The 19,578-nt window shown below is 35.4% G+C and carries 11 protein-coding genes; 10 read left to right on the plus strand and 1 reads right to left on the minus strand.

The window, feature by feature from the left end; genetic code table 11:
* On the minus strand, positions 1 to 610 hold a 610-nt coding region (locus RMR19_RS06015; RefSeq protein ID WP_310602597.1), incomplete at its 3' end, for an Abi family protein.
* A 265-nt stretch (positions 611 to 875) separates the two neighbouring features.
* On the opposite strand from RMR19_RS06015, the gene RMR19_RS06020 reads away from it, so the two are divergent.
* From RMR19_RS06020 to RMR19_RS06065, 10 genes are all read left to right on the plus strand, one after another.
* Complete coding sequence (locus RMR19_RS06020; protein ID WP_310602598.1) at positions 876 to 1,229, plus strand: type II toxin-antitoxin system HicB family antitoxin; 354 nt, start codon at positions 876 to 878, stop codon at positions 1,227 to 1,229.
* A 92-nt stretch (positions 1,230 to 1,321) separates the two neighbouring features.
* A complete protein-coding gene (locus RMR19_RS06025) occupies positions 1,322 to 1,603 on the plus strand; it encodes a hypothetical protein (protein WP_310602599.1) in 282 nt (93 codons plus the stop codon).
* 337 nt (positions 1,604 to 1,940) lie between these two features.
* Positions 1,941 to 8,387 (plus strand): LamG-like jellyroll fold domain-containing protein, encoded by a 6,447-nt coding sequence (locus tag RMR19_RS06030; RefSeq protein WP_310602600.1) that lies wholly within the window; start codon positions 1,941 to 1,943, stop codon positions 8,385 to 8,387.
* Between the two features lie 382 nt (positions 8,388 to 8,769).
* Positions 8,770 to 9,783: a tetratricopeptide repeat-containing glycosyltransferase family 2 protein gene (locus tag RMR19_RS06035; protein ID WP_310602601.1), complete on the plus strand. Its 1,014-nt coding sequence runs from the start codon at positions 8,770 to 8,772 to the stop codon at positions 9,781 to 9,783.
* A 33-nt stretch (positions 9,784 to 9,816) separates the two neighbouring features.
* Positions 9,817 to 10,263, plus strand: a complete 447-nt coding sequence (locus RMR19_RS06040; protein WP_310602602.1) for a signal peptidase II — start codon at positions 9,817 to 9,819, stop codon at positions 10,261 to 10,263.
* A 391-nt stretch (positions 10,264 to 10,654) separates the two neighbouring features.
* Positions 10,655 to 12,937, plus strand: coding sequence for a cellulase family glycosylhydrolase (locus RMR19_RS06045; protein WP_310602603.1), 2,283 nt, complete (start codon positions 10,655 to 10,657; stop codon positions 12,935 to 12,937).
* Between the two features lie 203 nt (positions 12,938 to 13,140).
* The gene (locus tag RMR19_RS06050; protein WP_310602604.1) at positions 13,141 to 15,096 is read left to right on the plus strand and encodes a bifunctional homocysteine S-methyltransferase/methylenetetrahydrofolate reductase; all 1,956 of its coding nucleotides are present in this window, start codon (positions 13,141 to 13,143) and stop codon (positions 15,094 to 15,096) included.
* A gap of 127 nt (positions 15,097 to 15,223) precedes the next feature.
* Complete coding sequence (sdaAB, locus tag RMR19_RS06055) at positions 15,224 to 15,892, plus strand: L-serine ammonia-lyase, iron-sulfur-dependent subunit beta (RefSeq protein WP_310602649.1); 669 nt, start codon at positions 15,224 to 15,226, stop codon at positions 15,890 to 15,892.
* Between the two features lie 2 nt (positions 15,893 to 15,894).
* Complete coding sequence (sdaAA, locus tag RMR19_RS06060) at positions 15,895 to 16,863, plus strand: L-serine ammonia-lyase, iron-sulfur-dependent, subunit alpha (RefSeq protein ID WP_310602605.1); 969 nt, start codon at positions 15,895 to 15,897, stop codon at positions 16,861 to 16,863.
* A gap of 3 nt (positions 16,864 to 16,866) precedes the next feature.
* A complete protein-coding gene (locus RMR19_RS06065) occupies positions 16,867 to 19,395 on the plus strand; it encodes a homocysteine S-methyltransferase family protein (RefSeq protein WP_310602606.1) in 2,529 nt (842 codons plus the stop codon).
* The last annotated feature ends 183 nt before the right edge of the window (positions 19,396 to 19,578 follow it).

The raw sequence follows: 19,578 nt of genomic DNA on the forward strand, positions 1-19,578 counted from the left end.
AGTTGAGTCCAATTTCCAAAGATATTTTTTCACGCATATCAAAGGTTAGACAAGAAAGCAAGTATCCAAAGTCACCCATAGTTATTATTTCAAAAATTGTCCAAAGGGGAACATCATTATAATTTATATTATTATAAAAATGTGTGATTTTGGGATTTCCTTTGCTATATGCTCGGGTTATAGCAGACTGAATTGTACTTTGCAAACTTAGTTTATTTTTTTGTAATTTCTTTTTTTCATCAGAAGTAAAAGCTGAAGGAGAGTTTTTATAGCTACTAACTGCTATGTCATACATATCTTGCAAATTGCTGGAATTGATTTCGTTCATAATTGTGCTTAAAGCAATATTTTTTAAAGCAGTTTCGATAAACATTATCTTACTATAAAATAGAGATTTTAATTGTGTATCAAATTCTAAAGTGGCATATATTTCATCATATGATGTAAAGGGCAGTCTTGTTGAAGAATTTTTGAAAAATCTGTACCCTTTATAACCATGAAAATATCCAGTATTAGTAAGCAATCTTTTTTGTCTAGATCCAGAAATATCTATGCCGTTATTTCTTAAGTGTCTCATTAAGCCATCTGTGGTTTTGTAGTTTGTTGCCATTATTCTTTCCTCCATAAAATTTTTGATTTGTTTTTTCACGGTCATTACAAGTATATAGTCAATTGATTTTAATTCCTAATATTCATTTATTACGTTTAAAAATATTATAACCGAAGAAAATATAATAGTAAATAACGATATTGACATATTTCTTAAGAATGTGTATAATACAACCATAAATTAGTTGCAAGATGGATTGAGATTTTTCCTTTTGGGAAAGACATATAATAGATCTGTATTATGTATTGGAGGGATATACGAAGATATGAGCTCAATGATGGAATATAAAGGATATCATGCTACTGTAGGGTATGATGCAGATGATAAAATATTTATTGGAGAAGTTTTTGGAATAGTAGATTCGCTGAATTTTCATGGTTCATCTGTTGATGAACTAGAGGAAATGTTTCATCAAAGCATTGATAACTATTTGCATTTATGTAAAGAATGTGGTCAAGAGCCAGATAAAGAATTTAAAGGTTCATTCAATGTTAGAATACCATCTGATTTGCATAGAAGAATAGCTTTAGAGGCTACGAAACAAAGTATGACACTTAATCAGTATGTTACAAAAGCCCTTGAAAGACCATTTGATAGAACACTAGATAACGAAAAATAAATACTAAAAAAGAGTAAGAATGAAGCAGACATAGAAGAAACAAAATCACTGATAAATTCATGGATTAAGTAGGAAGGTAAAGGTGGTGGGATATGGATAAGTTTGAAAAAATAATAGGTGAGTGCGTTGAAATGACTGTTAATGCAACAGCTGACGAAGTGAATAAGATGAAAGAAGTATATGATAGACATATGGAAAGTGATTGTAGTAGTGATTTTAAAGTTTTATTACATCTAGATGATTTTAAATCAGTATTAGATTTTGCAAAAGAGTATGGATTTAAAGTTGAAAGAGTTGATAAAGGAAAGGGTGGAATGTTTTATTTTAATGGAAACAAAATGGTAAAAGTAGATGAAGCGTATTTTGAAGATTAGCATCCAATAAGGGTGCTTTTCTTTTTTGTACGGAAAATTCGCATTAAAAACACCTCGCCAAATTCATCATTCCTCCCAAATCAGAACAACCCAACAAAAAATTCCTGTAAACAATAAGAAGATTGTTAAATAATTAATTAAATACTTTAGTAAATTCCAAATAATACATAATAATATATAAAAAAACACTCTATAAAATAAAAAAATTATACAAGTTGACAACAAGCTCAACATGTTGCAATATAATAACATAAAGTATTTTACCTAAAAGTCAAATATACAGAAAAAGGTAAGGTACAGGGGTAACGTTTTATGGGGAATCTGAAAGGAGAAGGTTATGAGAAGGAAAGGATTTGCAAAAAGGACATTGGCTTTGGTATTAACAGCAGCATTAGTACTACCACAAAGCAATGTATTGGGAACGAGTCAAGTTGTAGTAAAGGCAGAGGAAGTAAGTAATGGATATGCGGTTGAACCAGATTACCTTTATGGTTTTGATGATGGGACGGTAACTGGAACTACGATTACTTCACAAGCGGACACGGCTACAATTGTGGGCGGAGGAAGTATTGTAAATGATACAGAACGTGGAAAGGTATTTGATAACAATTCGACAGGAACATCTGCATTAAGAACAGATTATCTGTCATTGCCACAAGTGTTAGAAGGGGCAACAGAAGGATTTACTGTTAGTATGTATGTGAAGAGTGTGAATCATGCAGAGTCATATTGGGGAGCTGTCTTTAATGCGTATAAGGATAGCCAAGAGACTCCGCTTACACAAGTTGGATTCAATTTGATTGGTAGAGTAAAGTTAAATGGGGATGTGGAAACAACAGATGGTACATCTTATAATACATCAAGCTATGATTTGATGACGGACGGAAATTGGCATCAAGTAGCATATGCAGTAAAAGCGAATGAAATCAGTGTATATTGTGATGGTAATGAGATATCTAAATTAGTATTAGAGGGCTCTGAAGGAGCTATTAGCAGTAGCTTATTTACATCACTATCACAACTTACGAATATAAATGTTGGTGGTAATTGTTTCTGGAATGATAATGATGTGAATGCTTATTTTGATGATATCGCAATCTACCATTCTTATCTAACAGCAACAGAGGTGCAAAATAATTCAGAAACACCTAAGTATCTTTATACATTTGAAGATGGAACAGTATCGGGAACAAAGATTTCTAATACAATGTCAAATGCGACAATTGTAGGACAAGGACAAGCAACAACAGATTCTGAGCGTGGACAAGTATTTAGTAACTATGCAGAGACAGCAGTAGCAACTGGTAAACAAAATTACATTGATCTTCCAGCAATCTTTAATAATGTGACAGTAGACAAAGGATTTACTGTTAGTGCATGGGTGAAAAAAGGTAGTGCAGACCTTGGTTATTGGGGTGATATATTTGTAGCTTCCAATAATGGCAACAGTACAATGACAAAACTAGGTATTAATATGATTGCACGTATCAATGCAATAAATGGATTAGATGATACGGGAGAATTCGTTGATTTGGAAGATGGAACACTAAATAACGAACAATCATATGGTGTGATAAATGATGGTAAATGGCATCAAGTAGCATATACAGTATCAAACAATATGATAGCGGTATACATAGATTGCGAAAGAATCGCATCAAAGACACTTGACGCATCAACAGTAGGAGCAACTTACGGAAGCTTCTTCAATGATATCCCAACACTAAACCAGATATCATTTGGTGGTAATTCATTATGGGGGAATCCAGACCCAGACATCAACGGCTACTTCGACGATATCTCATTCTATTCAAAAGCACTAACAACATCACAGTTACAACTAAACTATGTTGCACAAGGCGGAGTAATAGAAGAGGAAGATGATATTGAACCAACAACTTCCTTATCAGATGCAGATATAGCATCATTATATCAAATAGTATCAAAAACAAGAAATTCTGTTCATGATCCATCAATTGTTGTATCAACTGATGAGAATGGAAAAAAACTATATAGTGTATTTGGCTCTCATATGGGAGTATCAAAGACATATGATTTAATGAATTGGACATCTGTAACAGGAGAAACATTAGATAGCACATTATTTGCTGATGCAAGTGGTAAAGTAGTTTCATATGAAGAAGCATTTAAACAAAATCGATTAACAGGAACAACAACATTATATAAAGAAAATGGTGAAACTTATACTGTAGATTTTGGAACATATGACGTAGCAGATTGGATATCAAGCAATACAGTACAAGGTAATATGTGGGCACCAGATGTTGTCTATAATGAAGTTATGGGTAAATGGTGTATGTACCTAAGTATGAATGGAAATGACTGGCATTCATCAATTGTATTATTAACAGCAGATAAAGAGTTTGGACCATATGTATATGAAGCTCCAATCGTATTCTCTGGTTTTACAAATAGCGAAAGCAAATCATATAAAAAGACAGACCTTGAGATTGCTTTAAAAACGACATTATCAGAATTGCCTGCAAAATATAGTGACTTCAATGGTGAAAACTGGGGAGAATATTTACCACATGCAATTGATCCATGTGTATTCTATGATGAAGCTGGTAAGCTATGGATGGCTTATGGTTCATGGTCAGGCGGAATCTTTATGTTAGAGCTTGATGAGAAAACAGGTTTAAGAGACTATTCTGTAGTATATGACAATGTAGGAGACGGAACAAAGGATGTTACAAGTGATGCTTATTTCGGAAAGAAAATAGCAGGTGGACAATATGTATCGGGAGAGGGTTCTTATATCGAGAAGATAGGAGATTACTACTTCTTGTTTATGTCTTATGGTTTCTATTCACCAGAAGGTGGATATGTAATGAGAATATTCCGTTCAGAAAATCCAAATGGCCCATATGTAGATACAAATGGGACAAATGCAATATTTACAACAAATCCAGATAACTTTAATGGAATCGGTGACAATCGTGGTATGAAGCTAATGGGTAACTACAAGTGGAATACAATGTCAGTCGGAGAAGTAGCACAAGGGCATAACTCGGCATTTGTAGATTCTGATGGAAAAGCATATCTTGTATACCATACAAAATTTGATGATGGTACAGCAGGACATCAATTAAGAGTACACCAACTTTACCTAAACGAAGATGGTTGGATTGTAGCAGCACCATATGAATATGCAGAAGAGACAATATCAGCAACAGGCTATGATAGTGCAGATATTGTTGGTAGCTATGACATGATTGTCCATAAATATAAGGTTGATTTTGCTAATCTTGAAACAGTGAAACCAGTCAAAGTTACATTAAATGCAGATGGTACAATTACAGGAGCTTATGAAGGTACTTGGACAGAGGTAGATGGTACTGCATATTGTAATCTTGTAATGGGTAGTAAAACATACAAAGGTGTATTTGCAAAACAAACAATAGACGAAACGAATGTAGAGACTATGTGCTTTACAGCAGTGAATGGAGAAGGTCTTAGCATATGGGGATCAAAATATTTAGCTGATGATATTGCAGTTGCTTGTAACGTACAACAAACAAGCGTACCTCTTGGTGCATTCTCAAGCTTTACGCTTCCAACAAAAGGACAAAGTGGAGCAAAGTATAAGTGGCAATCAAGTAATGAAGCAGTATTGGCAAATGATGGTACAGTAACAACACCAAGCCAAGATACTGATGTAACATTAACAATGACATTGTATAAAGGTGATTACTACTATACACATGACTACACAGTTACTGTATATGCAAATCGTTCCGATTATGAGGACGCATATCTAATTGGCTCATATTTTGAGAATGACCCACAAGATTTAACAAAAACACTTGATGGAAGTCTATATGTAAGAAATCCATTCTGTAATGATACAAATGTAGGAATTAATATTGAGAATGGTATTACAATTGAATTTGATGTAGAACGTACTGGTGATATCCGTATGCTTGGAACAATTCTAAGTATGATGGGTGGCAGTGGAAGATTGTATTTCACACCAGGTTCTTACCTTGGCTATAATGCAGCAGGAAGTTATTTCGATGCGAATGTTAATTCATTTACATTAGTAGAGGATTATATCGGAGCTTCATCAACAGTGGCAATCAACATTAACAAAGATGGATTTAGTGTAAGTGTTGATGGTAAAGAAGTATATAATGAAGAAATAATTGGTACTGAAAACGGTGGCGGAACAGTTGCAAGTTATGCGAATGTATTATCATGGATAAATGGTTCGGCAGATAAATTGTACTTTGGATATGGTTCATGGTGGAATGCAGCAGGCTATGATGAAGCGAATTGCAAGATTAGCAATGTAAAATGTTATGTAGAGCCAGGAGTAACATATGCAAGTGGTGCAATCTATGAAATGGATTATTCAGAAGTTACAGATGCAACAACAAAATGGAAATCAGAAGGTTCACTTACTATTAAGAATAATATAGAAAACGGTAACTATGTAGAGTTTACAGCAACAGAAGCAAAATCGGCATACAGCCAACTTCCTAAATACGCAAGAGTAAAAGGCAAATATAGTGTGGAATGTGATATCGCATTACAAACAGGTAGTAAAGTTGGTACAGAATTTGCAATCTTAGGAACAGACAAACAATACAAGAGTGAAGATGCAAATGATGGTGTGAATTCGGGATATGTATTAAAATTAACAAAAACAGGTGAATCTACATGGAAAGTTAATGGAAAAGATGAAATAACATTGCCTAACACATGGGTTCATGTAACTGCGGTAACATCTTCGAATGGAGTAGTTGTAGTAACAATTACAGATGCATCTAAGACATATTATGATAGTGTAGTAGCAGTTAGTGGTAGTGGAGTATTAGACGGATTCTACCTACGTAGCACTGGAAATACTGATACCATGTTAATTGATAATATTAAAGTAACAAATACAGATACACATTTTAGTATTGATAAAGCAGTATTAGAGACATCGTCAGATATTACGCAGTATAGTAATCCTTTCTATGGAAAGAAATTAGAGATTATAAATGTTAGCTACACAATTAACTGGGCTGAGGATGCTGCTAAAAATGGCTGGGATGGTATATTTGCATTCTTTAATACTGCAAATAATAACGGAAGAGTATCGTTCCAAACACTTCCTTATCTATGTTATAACGGTGGTGGTAAATGGATGGATATAAATCACCCAGAATCAGCTCCTGTAAATACGGCTGCTACATTGGAAAAAGGAAAAGATTATACATTCAACTATGTATTAACACGTGACAGTATTGAGATCTATGCTGATGGTACATTACTTGAATATGTAACAACTGGTGATGGAACATTTGCAGATATCCTCAACTATATTGCAGCTTGTGACAAGATAACAATTGGTGTAGGAAAATCAGTAAGTGCTTTCTGGGATACAGAGAAATGTACATTAACTAATCTCGATATCAATGACCATGTATGTAAAGAATATGGACCACTAACAGCAAAAGAAGCTTCTTGCACAGAAGATGGAATTCATGTAGAATCAGCATGTTCATGTGGTAAGAGTACAGTTACTCCAATTGCATCATTAGGTGGACATAACTATGGAGACTGGGTTGTTGTAGAAGAACCAACGTATACAACAATAGGGCACAAGGAAAAGACATGTAGTGGATGTGGAGATGTTATCTCAGAAATAATTGATAAGCTAGTAAAACCAAATGAACCAACGAATACAAGTGAGGACACTACAAAGGAAGAAACAGAAGAAGTAGGAGAAGTAACACAAGTAATCGAAGTAGTAGTAGATGGTTTGGGTTCAAAGGCAAAGATTACAATAACAAAAGATAAAGATGGCAATGTGATAGAGGCTGTGGCCGATATTTATCTTGCAGATGTTGCAATGGCAAACAATATGGCAACTGTTGTACTTAATGAGAAACTAGTAAATCAAATATTAAAAGAAGTAGCAGACATTAATGTATGGAATATTGTAATTAATGAAGATGCAATGAAAGATGCCATTGCCCTTGCTAAGAAGGGAAAAGGTACACAACTTCAAATTATCATACCTGCCAATACAGAACTAAGTAGCAAGAACATTGTAATCAATGGAAAAGCAATAAGTGAAGCAAAAGCAGCAGGTGAAAAACTAGTAGTTCAAGTAATTGAAGGAAAGAATCAAACGTATACAATAACATTTTCAAAGGCAGAGTTAAAGAAAGCTGCAAAGACAGTAGAAGACATCAATGTTGAAGTAAATGTAACAAAACAAGAAGACGGTAATGTGGCACTTACTTTTGCGGAAGAAGGAACACTTTCTGTACCTGCAAGCATTAAAGTTAAGGTAAGTAACTTACTAAAGGCAGATGCTGTTTATGTATACAAGATGAATCCAACAACTGGTAAACTAGAAGAAGTACCAAACAATAAGAAAACAGTAAGTGGAACAGGATATATAACAGTATCTACGTTAACTGGTGGAACATTTATTATCAGTGCGAAGGAAATCAAAACAGCAGTTAAACTTACCGACAAAGTGACACTTACTAGTTCAAAAACAAGTGTTACAGTTGGAAAGACATTGAATCTTAAAGCAGTACTTCCAGCTGAACTTGCACTAGTAACGAAATTTACTTCAGGAGACCCATGTGGTAAGGAAGAAGCAAAAGTTACATATAGTGTTAGCAATAAAAACATAGCAACGATTTCTGCAAATGGAAAGCTTACAGCAAAGAAAGCAGGAAAAGTTACTGTGAAAATCACAATCTTATTAGAGAATAAACAAAAGAGAGTAATTAGCAAGACAATTACAGTAAAATAGCTAGATGGGTAGTATCATAATAACAATAACAGAATAAAAACAAAAATAAGATAGTAACAGATAAGGTGCTGGTAGTAAAAAGTTAGCATCAAGCTAAAAAAGCGATAGAATTCATAGTGTGAAACACACTGGAATTTTATCGCTTTTGCTTTTATTACAAGGGGCTTGATGGTATAATGGATACTAGGGTGTGTTTGAAACTTATTGCCTGATGTTACACTCTCTACTCAACGCTCTGAAAGCCAAGTATAAGCATTTTTCAGACATATCTTAGTAAATCAAAGGATATAGATATGAGTAGATTCATTTGAAGAAAAAATATTATGTATAGATAGAAATGGCGTGTTAATTCAAATCCGTCATTGTCACAGGGGGACATAAGATGATTACAATTACAGCATGTATGATAGTAAAGAATGAAGAAAATGTATTGGGAAGATGCTTAGACAGTTTGAAAAATCTTGTAGATGAGATTGTAATTGTGGATACAGGCTCGACTGATAGAACAAAGGAAATTGCGAAACAATACACGGATAAGATATATGATTTTACATGGATACATGATTTCGCAGCAGCTAGAAACTTCTCTTTTTCAAAGGCGACAATGGATTATATCTATGTTGCCGATGCCGATGAGGAGATTGATGAAGAAAATCAAGAGAAGTTTAGAAATCTCAAGGAAGCAATGATTCCAGAGGTAGAACTGGTGCAGATGTATTATACAAATCAATTAGAATATGGAACAACATATAATTACGATAAAGAATATCGACCAAAACTATATAAGAGACTGAGAGAATTTACATGGCAAGATCCAATCCATGAGACTGTAACATTAGATCCTGTTATCTATGATAGTGATATTGAGATTATCCATCGACCAGCGATGTCACATGCCAAGCGAGATTTTAACAACTTTTATGTAGTACTCGATAAGGGAGAACGCCTATCACCGAAGCTTGTGCATATGTTTGCGAAAGAATTATTTATTGCGGGAGATGAGGAGGATTTCATAAAGGCAGGAGCGTATTTTGAAGAGTGGCAAAGAGATACGACGATAACGCCTGAAGAGTGTGCCTATATTCAATGTGTCTTGGCAAAGTGCGCAAGGATACAAGGAAATCTTGAATTACTAATGAAAGTAGCGTTAAAGAACATTGCATCAAAGGCAAGTGCAGAAGTTTGCTATGAATTAGGGGAACATTATCTAGAGCTAGGTGAATATGAAGAAGCCCTTATCTGGTATTACAATGCAGCCTATGAGACGGAGTGCCAGTTGAATATCCACTACGGTGGAGATTATCCATTGAAGAGACTTGCAGATTGTTACCGTGCGCTTGGCAATGTGGAGCAGACAAGTGCCTATGAGGAATTGGCGGAGAAGTGGAGTTTATAGATTTTCACATACAGAAAGGTGGGGCTTATTACTATGGTATATATCGGACTAGCACTAATAATATTTGTAGCAGAACTCTATATCAAGAATTATATAGAGAAGCACAAAAAGATGAATGAGGAAGAAGAAATTCTTAATGGTAATATTACAATAACGAGATATCACAACAAAGGAGCTATGCTTAACTTTATGGATAAGAATGCAAAGGCAGTCGCTTTTGTGTCTGGATTATTCTTAGGTGGATTACTTTTGTTTTTTGGAATGCTGATTCCTAAGAAAGAAAACAGAGTATTGAAGCTGGCAATGGCATTTTTGGTTGGTGGCGCAGCAAGCAATGTGTATGACCGTATTAAGCGTGGTTATGTTGTGGATTATTTTTCGTTTAAGTTTTTAAAGAATGTGATATTCAATATAGCGGATATTTTTATTATTGTAGGAAGTGTTATTGTGGCGATATGTTTGGGAGTTCGAAAGGACTGAGTGAATGAGTAAAATTATAAAAAAAGTAGAATATAATTGCCCTTTTTTGTGACGAAACGCATGAAGTAGAGATATGGGAATATGAATCAAAAACAACAAAGGCTATGAGTTTTTTCTCATAGCCTTTACCTCATCCATTAGACATTTTGCGATTTAAAGCCCAATATCTCCTCGAAATATAGGAAAAATGATATCGATATATTCCGATTACTACGGCCAACCATGTAAAAAGTATAAAAAATATAGTATACCATAACTTATTTGTTGGGTATTTTGCATAGAAAACATGGGATATAATGATAAAGGTGTATTTCGGTGGGAAATCTCACAGGAAATACCTATAATTCATGTGCACTGGAAGTCCAGATGTCAGAAGGAGAGGTTAAAAGGTATGAAGAGAGCAAAGAAAGTAATAGCGCTGTTGTTAGCAGTAGCTATGGTATTGCCAACATTAGGTTCGGCAGCAGTAGAAACAAAAGCAGCTACAAAATCAGCTTCACAAGCATATGTAGATGCAATGCAACCTGGATATAATCTAGGAAACTCATTCGATGCAGTGAATACAAATTTGGATGAAGTGGATACATACGAAGCAGCATGGGGAAATGCTGAAGTAACAAAAGAACAGATTCAATACATAAAGGATCAAGGATTTAACAGTATTAGAATTCCATTAACTCTATATCGTAGAATTTCTGGTAAAGGAAGCGATGATACAACTACACAAGATGACTATATCATTGATGAAACATTTCTTGATAGATATGCACAAGTAGTTGATTGGGCATTAGAGGCAGATTTATATGTAATGGTTAATGTTCATCATGATTCATGGCTTTGGTTAAACGCTTGGGATGGCAACGTAGAATCTGATGAATATATTGAATATGTACGTATATGGGAACAACTTTCTGCAAAATTCAAAGATTACAGTAGTAAAGTATGTTTCGAAACAATCAATGAACCAAGATTTGATTCAGATGGTGAAACAAAGATACGTGCAATTAATAATGCAGCATACAAAACAATTCGTAAATCTGGTGGAGCTAACGTAAATCGTATGATCGTTATTCCAGCATTAGATGCAAATGGTGGACAAGATCGTTGTGATGCTATGTATGAGCAAATCACAGTAGATTTCAATCAAGATAAAAACATTATTGCTACATTCCACTACTACAGTGAATGGGTATATAGTGCAAACCTTGGTAAAACAGGATTTGATGAAGTTTTATGGAACAATACAGATGCAGATGGTAACGAATATGGATACACTCCAAGAATCGCTGTAGACCAAGCATTTGACGTTGTATATAACACACTTACTGCAAATGGAATCGGTGTTATTTGTGGTGAATATGGTTTATTAGGCCATGACCAACAATACGCTTGTACAAACAACGGTGAAGAGAACAAATATCTTGAGTACATAAATTATGTTGCTTACAAAAAAGGTATCACATTGATGCTTTGGGATAACGGAACTAATTTACGTATGGTAAATCGTAGCGAGTTCAAATGGAGAGACAGTGAATTCCAAGCAATTATTCAAGCAAGTATGAAGGGAAGATCTTCCTATGCAACAGGTCTTGAGTATACATATGTTGAAGATGAAACAAAAGCTGTAGAAATTCCATTAACATTAAACGGTAACAAATTAGTATCATTAAGCGACACTACTGGTGATTTAGTAGAAGGTAAAGACTATACATATGAAAATGAAGTAGTAACACTTACATCTTCTTATATCAAAAAAGTTGTTGCAGATAAAAACTATGGATTATGTGAAAAAGTTACATTCAAATTCACTAGCGGAGCTAACTGGATTCAAAAAATCTCAAAAGTAAAGACTCCGGAATTTAAAACAGCATTAAAGAGCTACAATAAAGCAATCGTTAATATTGACTTTGGTGGAAATCAAATTCAAAAAATGACAGCATACCAAGCAAGTGGTAAAGTTGGTCCTCAAAGTTCATGGTGGGGATATCTTCAATATAGTAGTGCATATGTAGCTGATTATTCTGCAAATACACTTGTAGTAACATCTGAATTCTTTAACGATGGTACTGTTCAAGATGGCAAGATTTTATTAGAATGTACTTTCTATAATGGAGAAGTAGTATATTATGTATTAAATAAGAGTGGAAAAATTATTACAGGCTCTAACGATACAAAAGCGATCTTTGATTCAATCGTAGAACCATCTGTTCCTGAAAACGTTACATTATATGCTGGAGAACAAGATCTTAGCGCATATGTAAAAGGTGTAAAAGGATTCAAAACTACTGGTTCTTGGGCAGCAGGAGATGCTTGCTACGTTGATTACGGCAACAATAACAAGATTGTATTCTCTGACAAAGCAGCAGGAAGTACAATGCTTGGATTCCAACTTCAACAATATAACAGCAATGTGTACCTATTTACAAATGTAAGTGTTGTAAAAGCACCTTCTGTTAGCAAAGTAGAAGTAGCAAAAGGAAAGAAGAAAACAGTAACAGTTAAGAACTTAGCAAAAGATGCTGTAGTTACTTACAAAATTGGTAATAAAAATGTTGCTACAGTAACAAAAGCTGGTGTAATTAAAGGTGTTAAAAAAGGTAAAACAACTGTATCTGTAACAGTATCACAATACGGAAGAAAAGATACATTCAAAGCAACAGTTGTTGTTAAATAATGTGTAACTAAGCACAGCAAATTAAAGAGGTGTAAAGTCTTAAGTAAAGAGAGACTTTGCATCTCTTTTGCTATTCAAAAACAGTATAGCTAGGTATTGTTTTTTCGAATATTTGAATATCGGAGGAAGCATTGACTTTAATCTGTTAATTACTTAAAATAACAAGAAACAAGATAAAAGCAAGTGATAAGGAGGTTCGGACGATGAAAAAGACACTGTTAGAGAAGTTGCAGGAAAGTATAATTATTATGGATGGTGCGATGGGAACATATTATGCCAAAAAGAATGAGGGTTCTAATGAGATGGCAGAGTGGGCGAATAAGAATAATCCCGATGCTGTAGTAGCAATTCATAAGGAATATATGGAGGCAGGAGCTTCTTTGATTCGAACGAATACATTTGCAATTAATTCGGTCGTAATGGAAATTGATAAGAAAGAGCAAAAGGAATTGATTAGAAAAGGCTATCAGTTAGCAAAGCAAGCAGTAGAGGAATTTGAACAGACAAATGATACAACCATATATATAGCAGCAGATATCGGGCCGATTCCAGTTCATGCAGAGCGAACAGAGGAAGAGCTTCTTGAAGAGTATAAGAGAATCTGTGATGCGTTTTTAGAAGAAGGGGCAGATATATTCTTGTTTGAAACATTTTCACAGATAGAGGTTTTGAAGAAAGTTGTTACCTATATTAAAGAGCAGAAGTCAACAGCGTGTATAATAACGAATATCTGTGTAAATAAGAACGGCTATACAATGGCTGGCATTTCAGGGAAGAAGTTATTAAAAGAAATCGCTAACATAGAGGAAATTGGAATTTGTGGATATAACTGTGGTATTGGCTCTGGACATATGTTTCAGCTATTGCAATCTGCAGAACTTCCGATAAATAAAAAGATTGCAGTATTGCCAAACGCAGGATATCCAGAGCAGATGTATAACAGAATGGTGTTTAATAGCAATATACAATATTTTGCAGAGAATATGAACAAGATTCAAAAACTGGGTGTATCGCTTCTTGGTGGTTGCTGTGGAACGACCCCAGAATATATTAGGGCTGTGGTAGAAACTTGTAAGGATAATGAGAATCATATAAAGAATAAAAACTGTAATGAGAAGTGTATAGAAACATCTGCCAATGAAGATAAAGAGTCTACAGCGAATAAAGAAATTATAACGAAGAAAAAAGAAATCAAGGTAAATGAAGATACAAAGAATAATAAAGAAAATGACGATTCAAATTCCACATTTGAAAAAGAACTCAACAAGAGAATCCAAAAGCAAAATACATTCATAGAGCGTTTGGAATCGGGAAAGAAAGTAATAGCCGTTGAACTTGACCCTCCTTACGATAATAACGATGAGAAGATTATGAGTTGTGTAGAGGCATTAAAGAAAACATCAGCAGATATTGTTACAATTGCAGATTCACCAATGGGAAGAAGTCGCGTGGATTCATTGCTAATGAGTTTAAAGATTGCAGCAAAACATGAAGTATCTGTAATGCCACATGTTTGTTGTAGAGATAAGAATATGATAGCGATGCGTTCTACACTACTTGGAGCGTATCTGAATGGAGTTCGTAACCTCCTTGTAGTAACGGGAGATCCTGTTCCAAGTGAACAACGATTATCAACAACGAATGTATTTGATTATAATTCCATTCAATTAATGCAGTTTATTAAGCAGATGAATGAGGAGCATTTTGCAGATGACCCGATACAATATGGAGGCGCGCTGAATCCTGCACTTGGAAGAGTTGATAAAGTAGTGGAACGTATGAAGCGTAAGATAGAGGCAGGAGCGAAATATTTTCTGACACAACCAATATATGATGAGGAAACGATAGAGAAGATTCATTATATCAAAGAGCACGTTGATACGAAGATATTATGTGGCATTATGCCATTTGTAAGTTATAACAATGCCAATTTTATTAAAAATGAATTTTCAGGGATTCATGTACCAGATGAAATTGTAACGAGATATTCAAAAGATATGAGCAAAGACGAAGCGGAAGAAATTGGAGCAGCTCTTGGAATTGAATTAGTAAAAAAATTAGAACCGTATGCAGATGGATATTATTTTATGCTACCATTCAACCGAGTATCCTTGTTTGAGAAGATGGAAAGTGCATTCGTGGAGTTAAATGAAAGATAAGTTGTTGTCTTCATCCAAGAATAATATATAGAATAGGATTGCATTTACTGGAAATCCTATTCTGTGTACATTGTTATATATGAAAGTTTGCCCCCTGAATCAAACTTGGAAGGACAAGGTGAATCGGATGGATGTAAGTGTTTTTGAAGTAATAGGTCCAATTATGATAGGTCCATCAAGCTCTCATACGGCAGGAGCTGCAAAGTTAGCACGGATTGCAAAAGACATTGTAAATGCATCATTTAACAGAGTAACGTTTGGGCTACATGGTTCTTTTGCAATGACGTATAAAGGGCATGGAACAGACCGAGCACTAGTTGCAGGAGTACTTGGGTTATATGAAGATGATGAAGCAATTGCAGACTCTTTTGAATTAGCAAAGCAACAAGGATTAGAATATGAATTTTACGAGATAAATTTAGAGAACGTACATGAGAATACCGTGAAGATTACATTTCTTTTGGAAGATGGTTCGAACTATTATGTAATCGGCTCATCAATTGGTGGTGGTCAGATTATAATCACAAATATGAATGGATTTCAAACAGAATTTACAGCACAATATAGCACGATAATGATGAAGCATTATGATAGATATGGAATAGTGAGTGAAGTGTCAGCGATTTTAGCGAATAGTCATATTAATATTGCGACAATGCGTTTGAATCGTAATGCGAGAGGAGAAGAAGCGTTTTGTATTATTGATACAGATGATATCGTTCCTTATGATGTGAAAGAGTGTATAGAGCAACTTGATGGTGTTATACAAGTGCAAGTGATTAATGTAAATGACTAGTAATGTGGAAAACAATATACAAGTGTGATAAAATAGTAGCGGATGAGGTAACTATTCAGGACGTACTTCTGAATAATTACCGGATGGGAGTAAGAATGTATTATAATTTACATGGGCTTCTTAATTTAGCGAAGGAACAGGAAGTTCCTTTATGGAAAGTTATATTAGAAAATGAAATGAAATTATCACAGATGACAGAGGAGGAAGTGTTTGCGAATCTAAGTCGTAGATATAAAGTCATGGTGGCTTCTTCACATAAAGCGATGAATCAAAAACTGCATATAGAAGGTAGTTTGATTAATGGTTTAGCATATTCGCAGAACCAGTATGCCAAGCAAGGGGATACGCTAAGTGGTGAGTGGCTAAATCATGTGATGGCACTTGCATTGTCTTCTAGTGAAGTAAATGTAGGAATGGGAAGAGTATGTGCAGCACCAACAGCAGGATCATGTGGAATCTTGCCAGCAGTATTAATTGGAATGAAGGAAGCGAAGAATCTATCTGAACGCGAAGTATTGCAAGGATTATTAACAGCTTCGGGCGTAGGCGCAGTTGTTATGAAGAATGCGACAGTAGCGGGAGCAGAAGGTGGCTGTCAAGCGGAATGTGGTGTTGCAGCGGCAATGGCAGCGGCGGCAGCGGTAGAGATGTCTGGAGGAAGTGCACAGATGGCGTTACATGCATTTTCGTTAGTATTAATTAATGTTATGGGTCTTGTATGTGACCCAATTGCAGGTCTTGTGCAAGTACCATGTGCACAGCGGAATGCGTCACAGGCTGTGAATGCGATTATATGCGCAGACATGGCTATGGCAGGTATGAAATGTATCGTTCCAGCAGATGAAGTTGTAGAAGCAATGTATCGAGTAGGGAAGCAACTTCCATATGAACTGAAAGAGACCGGTTTAGGTGGCCTTGCGGCGACACCTACAGCAAAGACAATACGAGAGAGAATATTTGGGAGGGAATAGAACATGAATCATAAAGAATTTCTAGAACTGTGTAAATCAAAGGTTGTATTATTAGATGGAGCGACAGGTAGTAATCTGCAGAAAGCAGGTATGCCGACAGGAGTATGTCCAGAAGATTGGATTTTAAAAAATCCGGAGGCATTAATTAACTTACAAAAGGAATATGTATTAGCAGGAACAGATATCCTCTATGCGCCAACATTTACGGCGAATCGTATTAAATTAGAGGAATATGGACTAGAAGATAAGATAAAAGAGATGAATGCAGAGCTTATCAGTTTATCGAGAAAAGCGATTCAATTAGCGAAGGAAGAAAGACCAGAACTAAAAGAAAAGAATATCTATGTTGCTGGTGATCTTACAATGACTGGTGAGCAATTATATCCAATTGGTAAGCTTATGTTTGAAGAACTTGTTGACGTTTACAAGGAGCAGATAAGATATCTAGTAGCTGCTGGAGCAGATTTGTTAGTAGTAGAGACAATGATGAGTCTGCAAGAATGTAGAGCAGCGTTAATTGCAGCAAAAGAAACATGTGATTTACCTGTTATGGTAACGATGACATTCAATGAAGATGGACGTACCATGTTTGGGACAGATGCAAGAACGGCTGTGACAGTATTGCAAAGTCTTGGTGCAGTAGCAGTTGGTGTAAACTGTTCTACAGGCCCAGATCAGATGCGAGATGTAGTGATAACTATGCGAAGATATACAAGTGTACCAATTATAGTGAAGCCGAATGCAGGGCTACCAGTCCTTGTAGATGGCGAAACGGTGTTTAATCTTGGGCCACAAGAATTTGGTCTTCAAGTGAAAGGTCTTGTTACAGATGGTGCAACAATAGTAGGTGGTTGCTGTGGTACAACACCAGAACATATTGCTGAACTTGCAGCGCAAGTGAAAGATATTACGCCTAATCTTGCATATAATCCAAAAGTTCGTGCATTAAGTACAGAACGAAAAACGGTAGAGATTGACTTAGATGGGAAGTTTTTAATTGTTGGAGAACGTATCAATCCGACTGGTAAGAAAGATTTACAGGCAGAATTAAAAGAAGGAAAACTTGATTTAGTAACAGCGATGGCGGAAGAGCAAGAAGAAAACGGAGCTTCTATCCTAGATGTAAACATGGGTATGAATGGAATTGATGAGAAAGAGACGATGCTTTCTGTTGTTTATGAACTGTCACAAGTAGTTAATCTACCATTATGTATTGATTCAAGCCATGTTAGTGTAATAGAAGCAGCACTTCGTATCTATCCAGGTCGTGCACTGATTAACTCTATTTCATTAGAGAAAGAAAAGTTTGAAAAATTAATTCCAATCGCAAAGAAATATGGAGCAATGTTTATCTTACTTCCATTATCTGATAAAGGATTACCGAAAGATATTGATGAGAAGAAGCAAATTATCCATACAATAACAGAAGCAGCATATGCACAAGGATTAACGAAAGAAGACATTATTGTAGATGGTCTTGTAAATACAATTGGTGCGAATAAACGTGCTGCCATTGAAACATTAGAAACGATTCGTTACTGCAAAGAGGAATTAGAACTTGCTACAATTGTAGGATTATCTAATATATCATTTGGTCTTCCAGAGAGACAATTTGTAAACAGTACATTCTTAGCATTAGCAATTCATGAAGGACTTACAATGGCAATCGCAAATCCTTCTCAAGATTTGTTGGTGAATACAGCTTTTGCAACAGATTTATTATGTAATAAAGAAGAAGCAGATTTACGTTACATAAATCGTGTAACTAGCAGACCAATGACAATTACAAGTGGAGCTGTAGGTGGGGGATCGAAGAATACAAAATCATCTGGAGATAATAAAGAAACTGGTATCGCATCGAATGCAGCAGGTACGCAAGGCGAAAATAATGATGAACAAGAAGTGAAAGATTCGATTATCTATACAGATGTAATCAAAGGTAATCGAAAAAGCATTCTTGACCATGTGAAACAAGCACTTTCATCAGGGGAGCAAGCAGCAGCAATTGTAGATACGATGTTAATACCAGCAATTAACGAAGTTGGAAATCTCTTTGATAAGCAGATTTATTTCCTGCCACAATTAATTGGTAGTGCAGAGACAATGAAGATGGCAATTGATTACCTTGAGCCAATGTTACAAGGAGGAGATTCTGATAAGAAACTTGGTACGATTATAATTGCAACAGTAGAAGGGGATATCCATGATATCGGAAAGAATCTTGTATCCTTGATGCTCAAAAACTATGGTTTTGATGTAATTGATCTTGGGAAAGATGTATCTTGTGATAAAATCATTGAAACAGCGAAAGAGCATAATGCAGATATTATAGCGTTGTCAGCACTTATGACAACAACAATGTTAGAGATGAAGAAAGTAGTAGATGCAAACAAGGCTGCTGGCCTGCAAGCAAAAGTCGTTATCGGTGGAGCAGTAATTACACAGAGCTATGCTGACGAAATCGGGGCAGATGGCTATTCTACAGATGCACAAGATGCAGTACGTGTAGTGAAAAGATTATTAGCAGTGTAGTCTAGGAATGTTTATTCATTTGAACTTGGTTGGATGTACTTGTGTATCTTATGTTTTAGACGCAAAACTTTATACGTTTTCAGGGCTTCTTCGCTGCTGTACGATAACACGAAACACGCTACACACCTAAGTAATTCTAAGTGTGTACGGAAAGTTTTCGAATGTTGCGGAAACGCCTTCGAT

Origin of the sequence: Anaerosporobacter sp., from assembly GCF_031551385.1 — a bacterium.
GTDB lineage: Bacteria > Bacillota > Clostridia > Lachnospirales > Lachnospiraceae > Anaerosporobacter.

Excerpts from the sequence above, each read along its gene's own strand:
- RMR19_RS06030 (WP_310602600.1), top strand. The coding sequence starts at position 1,941 with ATGAGAAGGAAAGGATTTGCAAAAAGGACATTGGCTTTGGTATTAACA.
- RMR19_RS06065 (WP_310602606.1), top strand. The coding sequence starts at position 16,867 with ATGAATCATAAAGAATTTCTAGAACTGTGTAAATCAAAGGTTGTATTA.
- RMR19_RS06040 (WP_310602602.1), top strand. The coding sequence starts at position 9,817 with ATGGTATATATCGGACTAGCACTAATAATATTTGTAGCAGAACTCTAT.
- sdaAB (WP_310602649.1), top strand. The coding sequence starts at position 15,224 with ATGGATGTAAGTGTTTTTGAAGTAATAGGTCCAATTATGATAGGTCCA.
- RMR19_RS06050 (WP_310602604.1), top strand. The coding sequence starts at position 13,141 with ATGAAAAAGACACTGTTAGAGAAGTTGCAGGAAAGTATAATTATTATG.
- RMR19_RS06035 (WP_310602601.1), top strand. The coding sequence starts at position 8,770 with ATGATTACAATTACAGCATGTATGATAGTAAAGAATGAAGAAAATGTA.
- RMR19_RS06020 (WP_310602598.1), top strand. The coding sequence starts at position 876 with ATGAGCTCAATGATGGAATATAAAGGATATCATGCTACTGTAGGGTAT.
- RMR19_RS06025 (WP_310602599.1), top strand. The coding sequence starts at position 1,322 with ATGGATAAGTTTGAAAAAATAATAGGTGAGTGCGTTGAAATGACTGTT.
- RMR19_RS06045 (WP_310602603.1), top strand. The coding sequence starts at position 10,655 with ATGAAGAGAGCAAAGAAAGTAATAGCGCTGTTGTTAGCAGTAGCTATG.
- sdaAA (WP_310602605.1), top strand. The coding sequence starts at position 15,895 with ATGTGGAAAACAATATACAAGTGTGATAAAATAGTAGCGGATGAGGTA.